17 protein-coding genes are annotated in these 15,146 nt (G+C 36.7%); 11 read left to right on the top strand and 6 right to left on the bottom strand.

The genetic code is table 11. From position 1 onward, the window contains the following. Positions 1–30: 30 nt before the first annotated feature. The 8 genes from ACSZOX_RS00795 to ACSZOX_RS00760 all read left to right on the top strand — a co-directional run bounded on the left by ACSZOX_RS00795 (position 31) and on the right by ACSZOX_RS00760 (position 5,944). Positions 31–1,293 carry a dihydroorotase gene (locus ACSZOX_RS00795; RefSeq protein WP_437917811.1) on the top strand — a complete coding sequence of 421 codons (1,263 nt, stop codon included), beginning with the start codon at positions 31–33 and terminating at the stop codon, positions 1,291–1,293. A gap of 3 nt (positions 1,294–1,296) precedes the next feature. After that, positions 1,297–1,965, top strand: coding sequence for a hypothetical protein (locus ACSZOX_RS00790; RefSeq protein ID WP_437917809.1), 669 nt, complete (start codon positions 1,297–1,299; stop codon positions 1,963–1,965). A gap of 4 nt (positions 1,966–1,969) precedes the next feature. Then, positions 1,970–2,596 (top strand): DUF4199 domain-containing protein, encoded by a 627-nt coding sequence (locus ACSZOX_RS00785; protein WP_437917807.1) that lies wholly within the window; start codon positions 1,970–1,972, stop codon positions 2,594–2,596. Positions 2,597–2,655: 59 nt separating this feature from the next. Further along, positions 2,656–3,606 carry a glycosyltransferase family 2 protein gene (locus tag ACSZOX_RS00780; protein ID WP_437917805.1) on the top strand — a complete coding sequence of 317 codons (951 nt, stop codon included), beginning with the start codon at positions 2,656–2,658 and terminating at the stop codon, positions 3,604–3,606. 1 nt (position 3,607) lies between these two features. Then, positions 3,608–4,603: a glycosyltransferase gene (locus ACSZOX_RS00775; protein WP_437917803.1), complete on the top strand. Its 996-nt coding sequence runs from the start codon at positions 3,608–3,610 to the stop codon at positions 4,601–4,603. Positions 4,604–4,659: 56 nt separating this feature from the next. Continuing rightward, entirely contained in the window at positions 4,660–4,932 is a 273-nt protein-coding gene (locus tag ACSZOX_RS00770; protein WP_437917801.1) for a hypothetical protein, read from the top strand. Then, positions 4,929–5,693 (top strand): MBL fold metallo-hydrolase, encoded by a 765-nt coding sequence (locus ACSZOX_RS00765; RefSeq protein ID WP_437917799.1) that lies wholly within the window; start codon positions 4,929–4,931, stop codon positions 5,691–5,693. The genes ACSZOX_RS00770 and ACSZOX_RS00765 overlap by 4 nt, the downstream gene beginning before the upstream one ends. 98 nt (positions 5,694–5,791) lie before the next feature. Then, entirely contained in the window at positions 5,792–5,944 is a 153-nt protein-coding gene (locus tag ACSZOX_RS00760; protein WP_437917797.1) for a lmo0937 family membrane protein, read from the top strand. Between the two features lie 4 nt (positions 5,945–5,948). On the opposite strand, the gene ACSZOX_RS00755 is transcribed toward ACSZOX_RS00760, so the two are convergent. From ACSZOX_RS00755 to ACSZOX_RS00740, 4 genes are all read right to left on the bottom strand, one after another. Further along, positions 5,949–6,641 (bottom strand): 2-C-methyl-D-erythritol 4-phosphate cytidylyltransferase, encoded by a 693-nt coding sequence (locus ACSZOX_RS00755; protein ID WP_437917795.1) that lies wholly within the window; start codon positions 6,639–6,641, stop codon positions 5,949–5,951. A gap of 45 nt (positions 6,642–6,686) precedes the next feature. After that, positions 6,687–9,725, bottom strand: coding sequence for an AAA family ATPase (locus ACSZOX_RS00750; protein WP_437917794.1), 3,039 nt, complete (start codon positions 9,723–9,725; stop codon positions 6,687–6,689). 2 nt (positions 9,726–9,727) lie between these two features. Further along, a complete protein-coding gene (locus ACSZOX_RS00745) occupies positions 9,728–10,954 on the bottom strand; it encodes a metallophosphoesterase family protein (protein ID WP_437917792.1) in 1,227 nt (408 codons plus the stop codon). A 107-nt stretch (positions 10,955–11,061) separates the two neighbouring features. After that, positions 11,062–11,421 (bottom strand): SelT/SelW/SelH family protein, encoded by a 360-nt coding sequence (locus ACSZOX_RS00740; RefSeq protein WP_437917791.1) that lies wholly within the window; start codon positions 11,419–11,421, stop codon positions 11,062–11,064. 52 nt (positions 11,422–11,473) lie between these two features. Between ACSZOX_RS00740 and ACSZOX_RS00735 the strand changes: the two genes are divergently transcribed. Together ACSZOX_RS00735 and ACSZOX_RS00730 are read left to right on the top strand one after the other, a co-directional pair. Next, complete coding sequence (locus ACSZOX_RS00735) at positions 11,474–12,154, top strand: dienelactone hydrolase family protein (protein ID WP_437917790.1); 681 nt, start codon at positions 11,474–11,476, stop codon at positions 12,152–12,154. Positions 12,155–12,191: 37 nt separating this feature from the next. Next, a complete protein-coding gene (locus tag ACSZOX_RS00730; protein WP_437917789.1) occupies positions 12,192–13,265 on the top strand; it encodes a PA0069 family radical SAM protein in 1,074 nt (357 codons plus the stop codon). Between the two features lie 123 nt (positions 13,266–13,388). On the opposite strand, the gene ACSZOX_RS00725 is transcribed toward ACSZOX_RS00730, so the two are convergent. Continuing rightward, the gene (locus ACSZOX_RS00725) at positions 13,389–13,799 is read right to left on the bottom strand and encodes a DUF5606 family protein (RefSeq protein ID WP_437917788.1); all 411 of its coding nucleotides are present in this window, start codon (positions 13,797–13,799) and stop codon (positions 13,389–13,391) included. An 11-nt stretch (positions 13,800–13,810) separates the two neighbouring features. Further along, complete coding sequence (locus ACSZOX_RS00720; protein WP_437917787.1) at positions 13,811–14,269, bottom strand: peptidylprolyl isomerase; 459 nt, start codon at positions 14,267–14,269, stop codon at positions 13,811–13,813. 165 nt (positions 14,270–14,434) lie between these two features. On the opposite strand from ACSZOX_RS00720, the gene radC reads away from it, so the two are divergent. After that, the gene (gene radC, locus ACSZOX_RS00715) at positions 14,435–15,121 is read left to right on the top strand and encodes a RadC family protein (protein WP_437917786.1); all 687 of its coding nucleotides are present in this window, start codon (positions 14,435–14,437) and stop codon (positions 15,119–15,121) included. Positions 15,122–15,146 lie beyond the last annotated feature (25 nt).

Below are 15,146 nucleotides of genomic sequence, written 5' to 3'. Positions count from 1 at the left end.
TTTTGACATAAATTACTTTAATTTATATCCATGAACAATATTTTAATTTCTTCTGCTAAACTTGTACTACCTGGTCATCCAAATAACGGTGATATCGTTGATATCGAGATTGAAAATGGAAAGATCAGCAAGATAGACAAGCAACTCGACAAGGCAGATAGACATGTTATTGATGGAAGTGACTGTTTCGTTTCCGCTGGCTTTTTTGACTTACATGCTAATTTTGGTGAACCGGGTTTAGAAACGAAAGAGGATATTACTAGTGGAACAGCCGCCGCTATGGCTGGAGGATATACGGCTGTTGCTGTTTATCCAAATACTAATCCGCCTATACACAGCCGATCGGAAGTGTCTTTAATCAAAAATACAGCTAAAGGTAATTTGGTTGACGTGTATCCTATTGGGACAATCAGTAAAAGACGTGAAGGGAAAGAGCTTGCTGAGCTTTTTGATATGCAATCAGTCGGTGCGGTAGCTTTTTCAGATGGAGATCATAGTGTTCAGCAAGCTGGACTTATGGGACGGGCTCTTTTATACAGCAAAGGGTTTGATGCTCTAATTATCTCATTTGCCGAAGATGATTCTATTGCTGGGGGTAATCAAATGAATGAGGGAGAAATGAGTACCTATTTAGGAATGAAAGGAAAACCTAATTTAGCCGAGTCCCTCATGGTTTCACGTGATTTATTTTTGGCAGAGTATAATGAATCTCCGATTCATTTCACTTGTATTTCCACCGCGGAATCTGTAGACTTAATAAAGGCGGCCAAACTTAAGGGAGTAAAGGTGACTTGTGATGTCGCGGCCCACAATCTTGTTTATACAGATAAAGAAGTTATTGGTTTTGATAGTAATTTTAAAGTAAACCCTCCCTTACGCCAACAGCGAGATATAGACGCTTTATTGGCAGGGCTAAAAGACGGAACTGTAGATGCTGTTGTATCACAACACACACCACAGGAAGTGGAGTTTAAAAACGTGGAATTCCATATTGCAAAAGACGGTATAATTGGTCTTCAGACGACACTTCCATTTTTGATTAAAGCGGGATTTACAGCGGAAGAGATTGTAAACAAGCTAGTCGTTGCACCTCGGGAAATACTTGGTCAAGAAGTTCCCTCATTACAAGAAGGAAGCGAGGCAAATATGGTCTTGTTCAGCTTAAAGGAAAAATGGACACTGGATAATTTTACGAACAAATCGAAAGGAAGTAATAGTCCAGTCTTTGGGGAAGAGTTGATAGGAAAAGTAAAAGCGGTAATTAATAACGGTCAATTGATCGAAAATAAATAATTTATGGATTTAAAAGTAAAAAAGGCGTTTGATGCAGGGATATCGGCATATAGCGCGGTAGAACAAATAGATAGTGTAACTTTTGCGGATGCTCTTGCAGCAGTTTTTGATAAAGAAGCTGCTTTTATGGATAAGTTGCAGGATTTAGACGAGGTCTTTGATAATAACCAACGTTTTGAAGAACTTCGTGAAATCTATTTTGATTTACTCATGGTGAATTTTTTCGCGGAGGATGTCCAAAAATTAGAAGAAGATTATTTAGAGTCTGAAGAATGGGAAGCAATTGAAGAAGATACAATAGATCGCGGAACGGAACTATTAAATGTCTTTTTATATCTTAACGAATGTGCAGATGATGATATAGAGCCTTCGTTGGATGACTATTTGAAGGAGTTTTTATTGGTGGAGGAAGATGAGTTTCAAGATGAATATGCCATATATGAAGCGGTTATTTCCAATCAAATTCTTGTAGAAAGTTCTTATGAAGAGATAGGGAAAGTTGCAGCGGCCTTGCCTTACAATGACGATTTAAAAGATCTTTTTTATCCTGTAATGAGTTTTTTCAATGAACAGTCACCTTCTACAGAACAATGGAAAGAATTCGAAAATGCGGCGATAAATAAAGCGTTGGATAGTGCTACCTATCAGATTATTATAAACTTTAATAAGTAAAATTATGAGTCAAGAAATCCAATATTCATTTCCATCGGAGACTGTTAAAAAAGAAGGGATTAAATTAGGCCTTTATCTTGGTGTTATTTTGTTGGTTGTCAGTGTGATTTCCATGTATGTTATGATAAATGGTACTGATTTTAAGGTTGTCTCTATGGTTACAGGTGGAGTTACTTGGTTATTGATGATTGCCTTATCGGCTTATTTTTCGGTCTTGTTGAGAAAAGCTGCAAATGGTTTCTGGAACTTTAGCCAAGCGCTAAAAAGTATTTTTATTATGCTTGCGTTAGCTGTAGCTATTTCCAGTCTGGGCAGTAGCGTTTTTAATCTACTGAACCCTGAGCCTCAACAGATTTTTTTCGATAAGACAATTAATCTTACTATTGAGACGATGGAGAGTATTGGTGCTGATGATGATTTAATCGATAAGCAGGTTGCAGATTTGGAAAAAGCTCGTGATGAATCTCGTAATTTTTCCATAGGTCAGACATTGAAGGGACTTGGTATAAGCTTAATTATGTATTTCGTATTTGCTCTCGTTTTAGCTGCAATATTGAAACGAGAAAGACCAGCTTTTTTGAATGTGAGCACCAACGAGGATACACCTCGCCCGGAAGTAGATAACCAATAGCATTTAAAAACAAAAAGACAAAGTAGGGTATCTCGAAAATGCCCTCTTTTTTATTTAATATGGATATATCAATTGTAATTCCTTTATATAACGAGGAAGAATCGTTACCAGAATTAACAGCTTGGATTCGGCGTGTAATGATCGATCATCATTTTACTTATGAAATAATTTTGGTAGATGATGGAAGTAACGATTCTTCTTGGCGAGTTATTCAAGAGTTAAAACAGCAACATGTAGAAATTATTGGTATTAAATTTCGCCGTAATTATGGAAAATCTGCTGCGTTGAATGTAGGCTTTAATGCTGCTGAGGGAGAAGTTGTAATCACGATGGATGCAGATTTACAAGATAGTCCTGATGAGATCCCGGAATTGTACAATAGAGTCAAAAATCAAGGTGCAGATCTTGTTTCTGGATGGAAAGAGAAGCGTTTTGATCCTTTAACGAAGACCATTCCTACAAAGCTTTTCAATGCAGCGACACGTAGCATGTCTGGAATATATAATTTGCATGATTTCAACTGTGGGTTGAAAGCTTACCGTAAAGATGTTGTAAAAAGCATAGAAGTCTATGGCGAAATGCACCGTTATATTCCTGTTTTAGCAAAATGGGCGGGATTTAGAAACATCCAAGAACAGGTTGTACAGCACTATCCTCGGAAGTATGGTACCACTAAATTTGGTGCCGGCCGATTTATTAAAGGCTTTTTGGACTTATTATCAATTTTCTTTGTTGGGAAATTTGGAAAACGGCCAATGCATTTTTTTGGCACGATTGGCGTTTTAAGTTTTATGATAGGCTTTTTTATTACTTGTTATCTAATTTTTGATAAGTTGATGAGTATTGCGAATGGTACTGCTTATAGAAACGTTACTGATCAGCCACTTTTTTATCTCTCTTTGGTGGCTATTTTAATAGGTACACAATTGTTTTTAACAGGATTTCTTGCTGAGCTTTTGGCTAGAAGTTCGTCTGATAGGAATAAGTATCATATCGAAAAGATCATCTAATATGTTTTTTTCTATTATTATTCCGCTATACAATAGACCAAATGAGATCAAAGAATTGCTTGATTCTATGCTGAAGCAATCTTATTCCATGTTTGAGATTATTGTAGTGGAAGATGGTTCTTCTTGTCCTGCAAGGGAGATCGTAGAAGCGTATAGGGATAGGATGGAGGTCTATTATTTTGAAAAGGAAAATGAGGGACAGGGATTTGCGCGGAATTATGGATTTGAAAAAGCAAAGGGAGACTACTTTATTGTTTTTGATTCCGATATTTTAGTTCCAGAAGATTATCTTTCTATCATTTTGAAAGGAATAGAAAAAGAGCATTTGGATGCTTTTGGAGGACCTGATGCAGCACACCCCTCGTTTACGCCTATTCAAAAAGCGATAAGCTATTCAATGACTAGCCCTTTTACTACTGGTGGTATACGAGGTAATAAAAAACATGTAGGAGCTTTTCATCCTCGGAGTTTCAATATGGGCATATCTAGAAAGGTTTATGAAGTGACGAAGGGATTTAGGTTAGCTCGCCGTTCGGAGGATATTGAATTTAGTATTCGAATGATCGAAGCTGGTTTTAAAGTAGGCTTGATTGCTGAAGGTTTTGTTTATCACAAGCGGCGTGCGACATTCTTTCAGTTTTTTAAACAAACCAATTTCTTCGGAAAGGGAAGGATTGATATTTACCTACTTTTTCCAGAGGAACTAAAGTTTGTCCATGCATTGCCTACAGTATTTGTTTTGGGTTTACTAATCTTGATCTTATCCAATATTTTTACCGTATTCTCTTCGGGAAGTTTTTTGCCATGGTGTTTTTTTGCTACTGTGGGTAACTTTTTGTTGTTAATTTACACGTTTTTGCTATTTCTTCATGCTTGGACAACGACAAAGAGTTTTTATGTCGGACTTTTGAGTGTTGTCGCAGCATACACACAGTTGATAGCTTATGGCACTGGTTTTATACAAAGCTATGTGCAAAAGGTGTTGTTTAAGAATTAGTTGCTAAAATCTTAAATGTAACGTAAAGTTTTTTATTTTGTTTAAATATTACAATCGTGATTGCATTTACACAGCATAATTTAGGGAAGTTGGAAGAATTGTTTGCAGAATTTGGCTACAAAGTTCGTTATGAAAAGGGGTCTTTTCGTACAGGAGCTTGTGTATTACAGCATACCAAGGTAATAATGGTAAACAAATTCTCCAATTTGGAAGTAAGAATTCAGTCATTGATTCAGTTACTAGGAGATATGGAGATAGATATCTCGTTGTTGGATGATAAGAAAAAAGAATTTTATAAAACGATAAAAAAACTGGGGGAACCATTGTGAAGATTACTTTTTTGGGTACAGGGACATCCCAAGGAGTTCCGGTTATTGCGTGTCAATGTGAAGTTTGTCAATCTTCTGATTTTCGAGATAAAAGATTACGCAGTGCCATTTTAATCGAAATTGAAGGACTTAACCTGGTCGTTGATACAGGGCCTGATTTTCGATATCAAATGCTTCGTGAAGATGTAAGACATTTAGATGCTATATTGATTACACATTCGCATAAGGACCATATTGCAGGTCTTGATGATGTAAGGGCTTTTAACTACCAACAACAGGAGTCAATCCCTATTTATGCAACTTCAGTGACTCACGAAGCCTTGAAAAGAGAGTTTTATTACGCTTTTGGTGAGCTGAAATACCCTGGGGTTCCTCGTTTGGAATTGAAGCCAATTGTAGCGGCTGAACCTTTTTTTATCCACGACATCTGTGTTATGCCTATAGAGGTGATGCATTATAAGATGCCAGTCATCGGATTTCGGATAGGTAACTTTGCCTACATTACCGATGCAAAAACTGTTGATGAATATTCTAAGTCTTTGTTAAAAGGGGTGGAAATCTTAATCGTTAACGCGTTGCAGGAAGAACCTCACATATCGCATTTTACGAAGGACGAAGCAATCCAATTTGCAGAGGAAATCGGTTCAAAGAAAACGTATTTCACGCACATTAGTCATCGATTTGGTAAACATACAGTTATTCAAGATCAGCTTCCGGAAGGAATCTTTGCAGCATTTGATGGGTTGAAGCTAGATATTTAATATTTTCAACTACTTAAAATAAGTAAAACTTTTATGCAACGAACCTTGTTCTTATGATATATTATAAAAACAAGGGTTTTAATTCAATTGTAAAAGTTATGGGAAATATTCTTTATTTAATCGCCGTTATTTTAGTGATAATCTGGGCAATCAGTTTCTTTGGCGGCTATGTATCGGGTGGAATCATCCATATTTTGTTGGTAATTGCAATTATAGCAATCTTACTTCGAGTGATAAGAGGTGCCGCCTAAATAATTAAGCATTCTCTAAATAAAGCTGGGCTATTCTAATATCTTCTGGGAAAGTTATTTTTATATTTTGATAATCTCCTTCGATAATATGTACAGAATAGCCCAGTTTTTCTACTACTGATGCATCATCAGTAAACGATTGACATTCTTCTTGAAGAAAAGCTTTCCTTAGAATGTCAGCTTTGAAAGTTTGGGGCGTTTGTACAATCCAGACATGTTCTCTTTCAATTGACTTACTTTTATCTTCGTTTCCAAATCGAATTGAATTGACGCTTTTGACAGCCGTAACTGTTGCTCCATATGTTGCAGTGTCTTCAAAGCATTGTTTAATAAGCTTTGAATTGACGATAGGGCGGGCACCATCGTGTATGGCAACAACTACTTCTTCAAGGGATTTCTTTTCCTTTTCTAAAATAAAATTTAAGCCATTATTTACACTTTGGAAGCGACTATCTCCTCCGAAGACGACAGTATGGGGAACTGTGAAATTAAAAGATTTACATAGCTGTTTCCAATAGTCTTCCATTTTTGGATTTAGAACAACTACAATTTCTGGATTACTCTCGCTTTTCCAGAAACAATCTAAAGTATGCATCAACACCGGTCGATCCAATAAAGTTAGAAATTGCTTTGGTAACGCATTCTTCATTCTACTGCCAGTTCCTCCGGCAACTACTATAACATATCTTTTTTGCATGGTATGATGTGCAAGTTCTTTGTTCGGGTTTTTGAGTACGAGGAGTTATGAGTGGTAGTGTATCGAACTTCCCTTTTCTACATCGTTAGTTACCGTAACTGCTCTAGGAATACGTTCTTTAAGTTCCTCAACATGAGATATTACACCGACAATACGGTTTTCGCGATGTAAATACTGCAGTGTTTCGAAGACAATATTCATACTTTCTGCATCTTGGGTACCAAAGCCTTCGTCGATAAAGAAAAAATTCTTTTCTGCCTTATTTAATGATTGTATACTTTCCGCTAACGCTAAAGCCAATGATAAAGAAGCTTGGAAACTCTGTCCCCCTGATAGGGTTTTGACCGATCGCTTAAATCCATTATTAAGAAAATCAATTACTTCGAATTCGTTGCTTTCGTTTATAGTCAAACTTAGGTTATTTTTCGTTAGTCTGTGGAAACGTAGGTTTGCGATTTCACAGAGCCTTTTTAAGTGTATACTAGAAACATAGTTTACAAAGCCTGCTCCTCGAAACAGATTTTCTAAGGTGTTTAAATTGTTTTTTCTTAATGTTACTTTTTGAAACTCTTCGATCAATTTTTCTTTTTTTGCGAATTCAACTTGAAGGTGAGAATATTCTTTCTCTAGTGCGCCTACATGGCGTATCTGCTGTTCTAATTCCTCTTTTTTTATGCTATAAAGATTTGTTTTCTCTTCATATGTAGTCTCTTCAAAGCCGTCTACCGTTACCCGAGATTGCAAATCTGAAACTTGGTTTAAGGCTGTCTGAAGATTCACATTAAAATCTTGAATGGTTTTCCTTAGCTCAGGTACATTTAAGTGTTTCTGTAAGATTTGTTGAACTTGAATAATGTCACTGTAGCCATGCTCAACGAGTAATGTCGATATCTCTGACTGGCGAGCTCCAAGTTGTTGGTAAAGCTGTTGAAACTGTTCTTTAGAGGCAGATCGTTCTCCATTTACAGTCGCGAATTCTGTTTTTAACCGGTTGATATTTTCAGTCAATGACTTGTAACTGTCTTCCAGGTAGTGGATTCGATTTTCTAGATGCTTTTTTCTATTAATCAATGCAGTTTCTCTATAGTTTGTGAACTCTCCAGGTTTCAGTTTGCGGAGCTGAGATTCACTTTGTTGTATAAGACTATCTTTGATGAGTATCTCCCGCTCAAATGTTGATAATGAACTGCGGTATTTTTCTAATTTTGATTGCGTTTCTGTTGCTTTTATTCCGAGCTCTTTAAGTTCGTTTTCCATTATTCGGATTGTGTTTTCCAGCAACTGATTTTCATTTTTATAAGCTAAAAAAAACTCTTTGTCTGTTGCAGAAAAACCTTCCCATTGAAAGATGGCTAGGTGTTGTTCTTGAGCCTCTTGAATTTGCAGTATTTGGCTGTTTAATTGCTCACATTGTTTTTGTTTATCCTTCCAGATGATACTTGCTCTGGTCAATATTTGAAAGCTCTCTTTTAGATCTGTTAGTGCGCTATGAATATCTTGTTGTTCTTTTAACAATTCTCGCTCACGTAAGGATAAATCGTGTGGAATCATAGGAGTAGGATGATCCAGAGCACCACATAGGGGACAGGGATCCCCATCGACAAGATTTTCAGCAAAGTCACTAAGTTTAACATTTACCTTCAGTTGGGTCAGTTCTGTTTGAAGAGAAAGAAGATGTGTGTTCCAATCGGTCTCTGATTGCTGAAGAATAGATTCCCAATTTTCTAGAGCAACTTGTCTACGATCAAATTCTTCTGCTGCCTTTGCGCTCTCTTTTTCAAAAAGAGAGCGTTGAGTGATCAATTCTGAAAACTTAATCGTGAGCTGATCATTTTGTTGATACCAAGTTTCTAAAGCCAAAAGCGCTGTTGTGTCTATTTTTTTATTTTTGAGATCGTCCAGTATCGACTCTTTTGTTCTAATTTCAAGTATAAGATCTTGCTCCTCCTTTTCTACTTTCTGAATATGAGGTTGACCATCCGAAAGCCGTTTGTTTAGTAGTTTTTTTTGTTCCTGTTGTTGCGCAATAAAAATCAGTAGTTTTAAATCTTCACTTTCCGCTTTCAAAAGATCCAGATTATGATAATCGTTAGCAATTTTAGACCATTCTTCTTCCTTTTCTTCTAAACGTGTAAGCACGTCTTTCTTCTTGATGGCTAATTGTTCAAGTTTGTAGGTTAACTGTTCTTTTTCTTTGTTTAGTAAATGCGTGTGATTTAGTATTTCACGAAAAGCCAAGTTCGTATTCTCATAAATCTGTAGATCTTTCTCTTGTTGACGAATTTTTGGTTGATCGGCCATGTAGGCATCCACTTCCTTTTGTTTGTTGATAAGATTTATACGGATACGTTTACTTTCACTTAGCTGTATCAGCTCTTTTTCCAAGCTAAATGTTTCAGTTTTTATTTGATGTAGAGATTCTTGTGCATTGGATAAATCGTCTTGTTTCTTTTTTAATACTTCAAGACTTACTGTCTCAAATCCAGATAATGCACCCTTTATTTGCTCTAGAAAAGTGTTGTTTTTTCGTTGTAATATAGCGACTTTGGGACCAAGATCGAATCGATTAAGATTAAAAATCTCTTTCATCATATCGGATCTATCTTTCCCTTTTAATTCTAAAAATTCCTTAAATTGACCCTGAGGAATGATGATTGTTCTTCTAAAATTTGGGTAAGTAAGTCTTGTTATTTCAGTGCCATCGCTTGATGACAATGGTATCCATTCCTCGTTTAGCCATTCGTAAGCCAAACGTTCTAATGTGGTAGTATCCTCAAATTTTTTTCGACGTTTCCATTGCGCTATGAAGCGAAATCGACGCCCTTGAAAATTGTAGAATTCAAATACGATACAGGCAGCATCAGATTTGAGATTCAACATATTGTATGTTCTTTTTTCCTGTTTATTTAAACGTTCCGTTTCTCCATACAACGCAAAACTAATCGCTTCAATAATAGAAGATTTTCCTGAACCAACTTTACCAAATATTCCAAATAATCCTGCTTCAGTGAGTCGAGTGAAATCTATTTCTTGTTTCCCCTGATAAGAATATAATCCTTCGATACTTAAATATATAGGTAACACTATTAGTCCTCCATTTCTGTTTCACTGTTCATAACCTCTTTTAGTAAATCCATGATCTCTGTATTAGGCTCCTGACCTAAACGATATAAAAAATAATCTTTAAAGAGAACGTCTACTTCTTGGTCGAGATTTACAGATTCTCTTTTTCCTAAAGTGTTATTTTCCTTTTCAACAACGGGAATAATATGGATGATTCCATCATGTGCTTCATGTATTCTTTTTAAATCTGCAGAGTTCATAAATTCGGTACTAACTAAAGTTAGCTCCACTAACGCATGTGGATTGTTTTGTAACCATAGCACAGCGTCATCAATACTGTAAAATCGTTTGCGATAGAGGCTACGACCTGTTTTTAACGGAACTTTATAATATTCAACCGGTTGATCGGGCGTAATATTCACAATAACGACCCCCTTTTCTTGACCTGCTTCTGAGAAGGAATAAGCTAGAGGGCTACTTGGGTAGACGACCGGTGAATGATGTCCTCCAATTTCTTGAAAGCGGTGGAGGTGCCCCAATGCGGTATATTGAATTTGTCGAGGGATACCGTCAGAATAAATCAAGTCGGCATATCCAACGCGAATCGGTTTTTCTCCTTCTGGCTCTTCAAGTAGATCCCCTCCTCGTTTCAACATGTAAAGATGTGCTGTTAGAATATTTATACCTTCGTGATCGCAATATAAGTTGGCGATCTCTTCCCAATGATGTTTAAGGATTTCATTTAGCTGTTGTTCCTTATTATCTGTTCCTAAAAACTGTTTTAGGCGAAGTTCGTTGGCAAAGGGTGTATGTATTACACGTAAAGGATAATTAAATTTAGGAAGCACTAATTCGATAAAACTATTGTCGGTTTGTCGGATAGCGAAGCCATGTTGTATTTCGAAGGGAGTTACTTTTGATTTTGGATAACCGATGAAAATAATACCACATTCACGAGCTAGTATATCTGGGGCATCTATGCGGTCTGCACTATCATGATTTCCTGCAATAGCTATAACCGGACGTTGGCCATTCATACTAAGTCTGCGAAGTGTTTTATAGAGGAGTTCTATAGCCTCCACAGGTGGGTTAAAGGTGTCGAATAGGTCGCCTGCTATGATAACGGCGTCTACTTCTTCGTGGTCTGCAATGTCACATATTTCAGCTAAAACGTTCCTTTGCTCTTGCAAACGAGAGAAATAGTCTAATCTTTTTCCTAAATGCCAATCTGCTGTATGTAGTATTTTCATCTCTTGCTTTTTTGAAGATCACAAATAAGAGCATCACATGATCTCGTAGGCTAAAATCTTTTGAAATTTCTTTAATAAAGACTTTACTTAACCTAAATATTGTTTAATTAAATTTTTGTTTTTGATTCGGAGTGACCTAAATCCTTATTCGGATTAACTTGGTCTCTCACCAACTGTTTTATTTCCTTTATTTCTGGAAAACGACCTTCAATTTTGCGGTCAAACAAAATATTGTTATCTATTGTGATAGAAAAACGTCCGCTAATTTCACTCGGAACAAGCGTCACACCATAAACATCATCTACAAATGTGACTAAAAGTTCCTGTGCGAAGTAGGCTGCACGAAGCAACCAGCCACATTTTGGGCAATATATTATGGTAACTGTCGGTTTCATTCTCATCGCTTTTTTCAAAAATAAGGAAAACAACGCATAGATAAAACCGATTTGGATCGCTCGTTTTAACATAGAAATTGTATTTTAGAGAAATGATAACCGTTACAACTTTTATTTTCACATCATGCGAAAATATTTACTCGTATTGACGTTAACCTTCGTGAAGATGGTGTCGGGGCAACAGCTTGCCGTAAAAGGTGAAGCAGCCTATAATTTCCTTATTGATACGGTAGGGTATCGAGCTGAAGTTAAATGTCCATTATTAATTTTTTTACATGGCCGAAGTCTATCTGGATATGATTTAAATCGCGTGAAGCGATATGGTGTGTTGTACGCCAAAAATCGTGGAGTGGAGATCCCATCTTCGTTAGTCGTAGCTCCTCAAACTGCTGGTGGTTGGGATCCAGATAAAATAAAAGATGTGCTAAATTATGTTTTAGCGAATTATAATGTAGACGAAAAGAGGGTATATGTTTGCGGAATGAGCATGGGGGGATATGGTACAATGGATTTCGTAGGGAAGTACCCCGAATCTGTAGCAGCAGCAGTTGCTATATGTGGAGGAGGAATAGTAGGAGATGCTGAAAAACTAGCTACAGTTCCCGTCTGGATTCAACATGGTAGTGCCGATCGTGCGGTTCCAGCGTCAGAGTCGAGAAAAATATATCAAGCAATTAAAAAGGCAAATCCTGAATCAGAAACTGTTTTAACTATTATTCCTGGTGGAACGCATGGAAGTGTAGAACGTCTTTTTCATAAAAGTGATATGTATGACTGGTTATTTAAGCATAGAAAAGAGTATTAAGAATTTAAAATACTAATTATTTTAGTATTTTTGTTTTATGAATACTGAAGAAGCTGAAAATTACCTAAGAGGAAGAGGAGCACAGGTTAATCCTAATAATAAATTCTTTGCTGTTGATTATGTACAGGAATATATTGAAGGCTTAGACGAACCTTTTTTAGGAGAAGCTGCAACGAAAGTTATACCGACATATCCAAAAGCTATTCTTTCCAAAGTGAATAGTCCAGATATTGGCTTTTATAGATCTCTAAACCCTTATCAAGGTTGTGAGCATGGTTGTATTTATTGTTATGCAAGGAACTCACATGAGTATTGGGGTTACAGCGCGGGGCTTGATTTTGAACGTAAAATCCTTGTAAAATATAATGCTGTTGATTTACTAAAGACTGAGTTTGGTAAAAAGAAATATAAGCCTGAACCTATTTTTATGTCAGGGAATACGGATTGTTATCAGCCATTAGAACGGAAATTACAGATCACTCGAGGGCTTCTATCTACTCTACTAAATTATAAACATCCAGTGTCTTTGATTAGTAAGAATATGTTGATGCTGCGCGATTTGGATATCTTAACTGACTTGTCGCGGTTAGGACTGGTAAGTGTATCTGTTACAATTAATAGTCTTCGGGAAGAAGTTCGACGTAAAATGGAACCTCGGACTGCCACTGCAGAAGCACGGTTGAAATTGATAGAAAAGCTTGCCGAAAGAGGTATTCCTGTCTCTTTAATGATTGCGCCTATAGTACCTGGTATTAATAGTGATGAAATGCCTGCGTTAATTGAACGAGCCGCTAATGCTGGAGCAAAGTGGGCTGGTTATACAATTGTACGTTTAAATGGAGCCATTGCTTCGATATTTCGAGATTGGCTTTATAAGAACTATTCAGATAGGGCTGATAAGGTTATACATGGTATTGAGTCCTGTCATGGTGGAAAGCTTAATGATAGCGAGTGGGGGAGGCGTATAAAAGGAGATGGAGAAATTGCGGAAGGCATTCGGCAACTTTTTAAATTGTCAGTAAAAAAGTATATGGGTGAAAATGAACGCCCAGTTCTTCGAACGGATTTATTTGAAAGACCAAATAATAACGCACAGCTAAATCTCTTCTAGAGAAAAGACAGAATATTTGGAAGTACTTATTTTCTAAAATAAGGAGAACATTGATAGGATGATAATAACAAAAAAGGCAAAGATATCCTATGAAATATCTTTGCCTTTTAAAAATTAGCAGGGCTATTCTTCTCCTATAGGAGCTGGAGCTTCCTCTGCGAAAAGTGGCAATTCTTTTATTATATTATACCAAGATATTATTTTTTTGATATCAGAAGAATATACACGAGATTCGTCGTGTCCGGGAGCTACTTCACGAAAAAAATCACGAAGGGTAGTGCCATCGGCTTTTACGTCTGGTGTAGCTAAATTCTTTTCTTTAATAGTTTCAAAAATATCAATTAAGCGAATCTCATCATCTTCACCATAAATTGTAATATCTTCTAGAGTCGCCATTTTCGTCGTAGAAAGGTTTACTGTGGATTTTACTTTCTTTTCATCCAGTGACTCTAAAATAAATCCACCTTTGTTCTGGCCGATTAACTTAAAAAGGCCACCTTTTCCAGTTACTGATACTAAAGCTCTTAAATTCATGCGTCGGTCAATTAATCTTCAATTACTTCGATACTCAAGATTCTATCGCCTTGTCTGATATTATCTACTACTTCAACATTCTCTACCACTTTACCAAAGCACGTATGATTTCTATCTAAATGGGCTGTGTTGTTTCTGCTATGGCAGACAAAGAATTGTGAACCTCCAGTATTGCGGCCCGCGTGTGCCATAGAAAGTACACCACGATCGTGATATTGGTTTTCTCCAGTCAACTCACAATCAATTTTATAACCAGGTCCACCAGTACCAGGCATTCCAGTAGCTCCTTCACGACTGTTAGGACATCCACCTTGGATTACGAAATCAGGGATAACGCGGTGAAAAGTTAGTCCGTCATAATAACCAGATTTTGCTAATTTGATGAAATTTGCAACGGTATTTGGAGCGTCTGCTGTATAAAACTGTACAGTCATGTCGCCTTTTTCTGTCTTAATAATTGCTTTACTCATAGTTTTACTTATTTACTAATGGAAGTGCAAAGATAAAGTTTCTAGGGGAAATGTACGGACTCTATTGGTTAAGAATTGTTAAGGTGCTTATAGACAGTAAATTCGTTTTTTATTTTATGGAATTTTTACGATATTAGGTAGACCATATTATATACTTGAAAAACCATGAGCAAGCTTGTTATTCGGGAGTGGTCAGAAGCTGATCGTCCACGAGAAAAACTGTTAGAGCAGGGGCGTCGTTCTTTAACAGATGCTGAGTTATTAGCCATTTTGATTGGTTCTGGGTCTCGCGAAGAGACGGCGGTAGCGCTTTGCCGAAGAATACTTTCGAATGTGAGGAATAATTTACACAATTTATCGAAATTGGATGTAAACGATTTATGCAAATATAAAGGAATTGGAGAAGCAAAGGCCATTAGTCTAATTGCGGCTTTAGAATTGGGACGACGGCGAACAGAGGCAGAACCAGAAGCGCAACCTATACTGAATAGCAGTCGAAGGGTGTATGATTTTTTTAAATCTCAAATGCAAGATCTGCCACACGAAGAATTTTGGGTGTTGTATTTAAATACAGCTTGTAAGTTTCTAGACAAACAGTTGATAGGTAGGGGAGGAAATGATTTTACGCCAGTAGATATTCGTTTAATCTTGAAGTTTGCATTACAAACTAACGCAAATTCTTTAATTCTTATCCACAACCATCCATCCGGCACTTTAAGCGCAAGCCAAGCGGATAAACAATTAACGAAAAAGATTGTACAAGCTGCAAATACGATGGATATAACGGTAAATGACCATGTTATTTTTACCGACAGGTCTTATTTCAGTTTTAGAGATGAGGGGCTAATATAAAGAACGTTGAGGATTGTCTTATTTA

Origin of the sequence: Sphingobacterium sp. LRF_L2 (genome assembly GCF_965644235.1) — a bacterium.
GTDB lineage: Bacteria > Bacteroidota > Bacteroidia > Sphingobacteriales > Sphingobacteriaceae > Sphingobacterium.
Note: the sequence above shows the minus strand (reverse complement) of the source record. Positions and strands in the feature narration are given on the sequence as shown.

Coding starts and splice junctions, on each gene's coding strand:
- ACSZOX_RS00780 (WP_437917805.1), top strand. CDS start 2,656: ATGGATATATCAATTGTAATTCCTTTATATAACGAGGAAGAATCGTTA.
- ACSZOX_RS00735 (WP_437917790.1), top strand. CDS start 11,474: ATGCGAAAATATTTACTCGTATTGACGTTAACCTTCGTGAAGATGGTG.
- ACSZOX_RS00720 (WP_437917787.1), bottom strand. CDS start 14,269: ATGAGTAAAGCAATTATTAAGACAGAAAAAGGCGACATGACTGTACAG.
- radC (WP_437917786.1), top strand. CDS start 14,435: ATGAGCAAGCTTGTTATTCGGGAGTGGTCAGAAGCTGATCGTCCACGA.
- ACSZOX_RS00730 (WP_437917789.1), top strand. CDS start 12,192: ATGAATACTGAAGAAGCTGAAAATTACCTAAGAGGAAGAGGAGCACAG.
- ACSZOX_RS00790 (WP_437917809.1), top strand. CDS start 1,297: ATGGATTTAAAAGTAAAAAAGGCGTTTGATGCAGGGATATCGGCATAT.
- ACSZOX_RS00760 (WP_437917797.1), top strand. CDS start 5,792: ATGGGAAATATTCTTTATTTAATCGCCGTTATTTTAGTGATAATCTGG.
- ACSZOX_RS00745 (WP_437917792.1), bottom strand. CDS start 10,954: ATGAAAATACTACATACAGCAGATTGGCATTTAGGAAAAAGATTAGAC.
- ACSZOX_RS00785 (WP_437917807.1), top strand. CDS start 1,970: ATGAGTCAAGAAATCCAATATTCATTTCCATCGGAGACTGTTAAAAAA.
- ACSZOX_RS00755 (WP_437917795.1), bottom strand. CDS start 6,641: ATGCAAAAAAGATATGTTATAGTAGTTGCCGGAGGAACTGGCAGTAGA.
- ACSZOX_RS00795 (WP_437917811.1), top strand. CDS start 31: ATGAACAATATTTTAATTTCTTCTGCTAAACTTGTACTACCTGGTCAT.
- ACSZOX_RS00740 (WP_437917791.1), bottom strand. CDS start 11,421: ATGTTAAAACGAGCGATCCAAATCGGTTTTATCTATGCGTTGTTTTCC.
- ACSZOX_RS00725 (WP_437917788.1), bottom strand. CDS start 13,799: ATGAATTTAAGAGCTTTAGTATCAGTAACTGGAAAAGGTGGCCTTTTT.
- ACSZOX_RS00775 (WP_437917803.1), top strand. CDS start 3,608: ATGTTTTTTTCTATTATTATTCCGCTATACAATAGACCAAATGAGATC.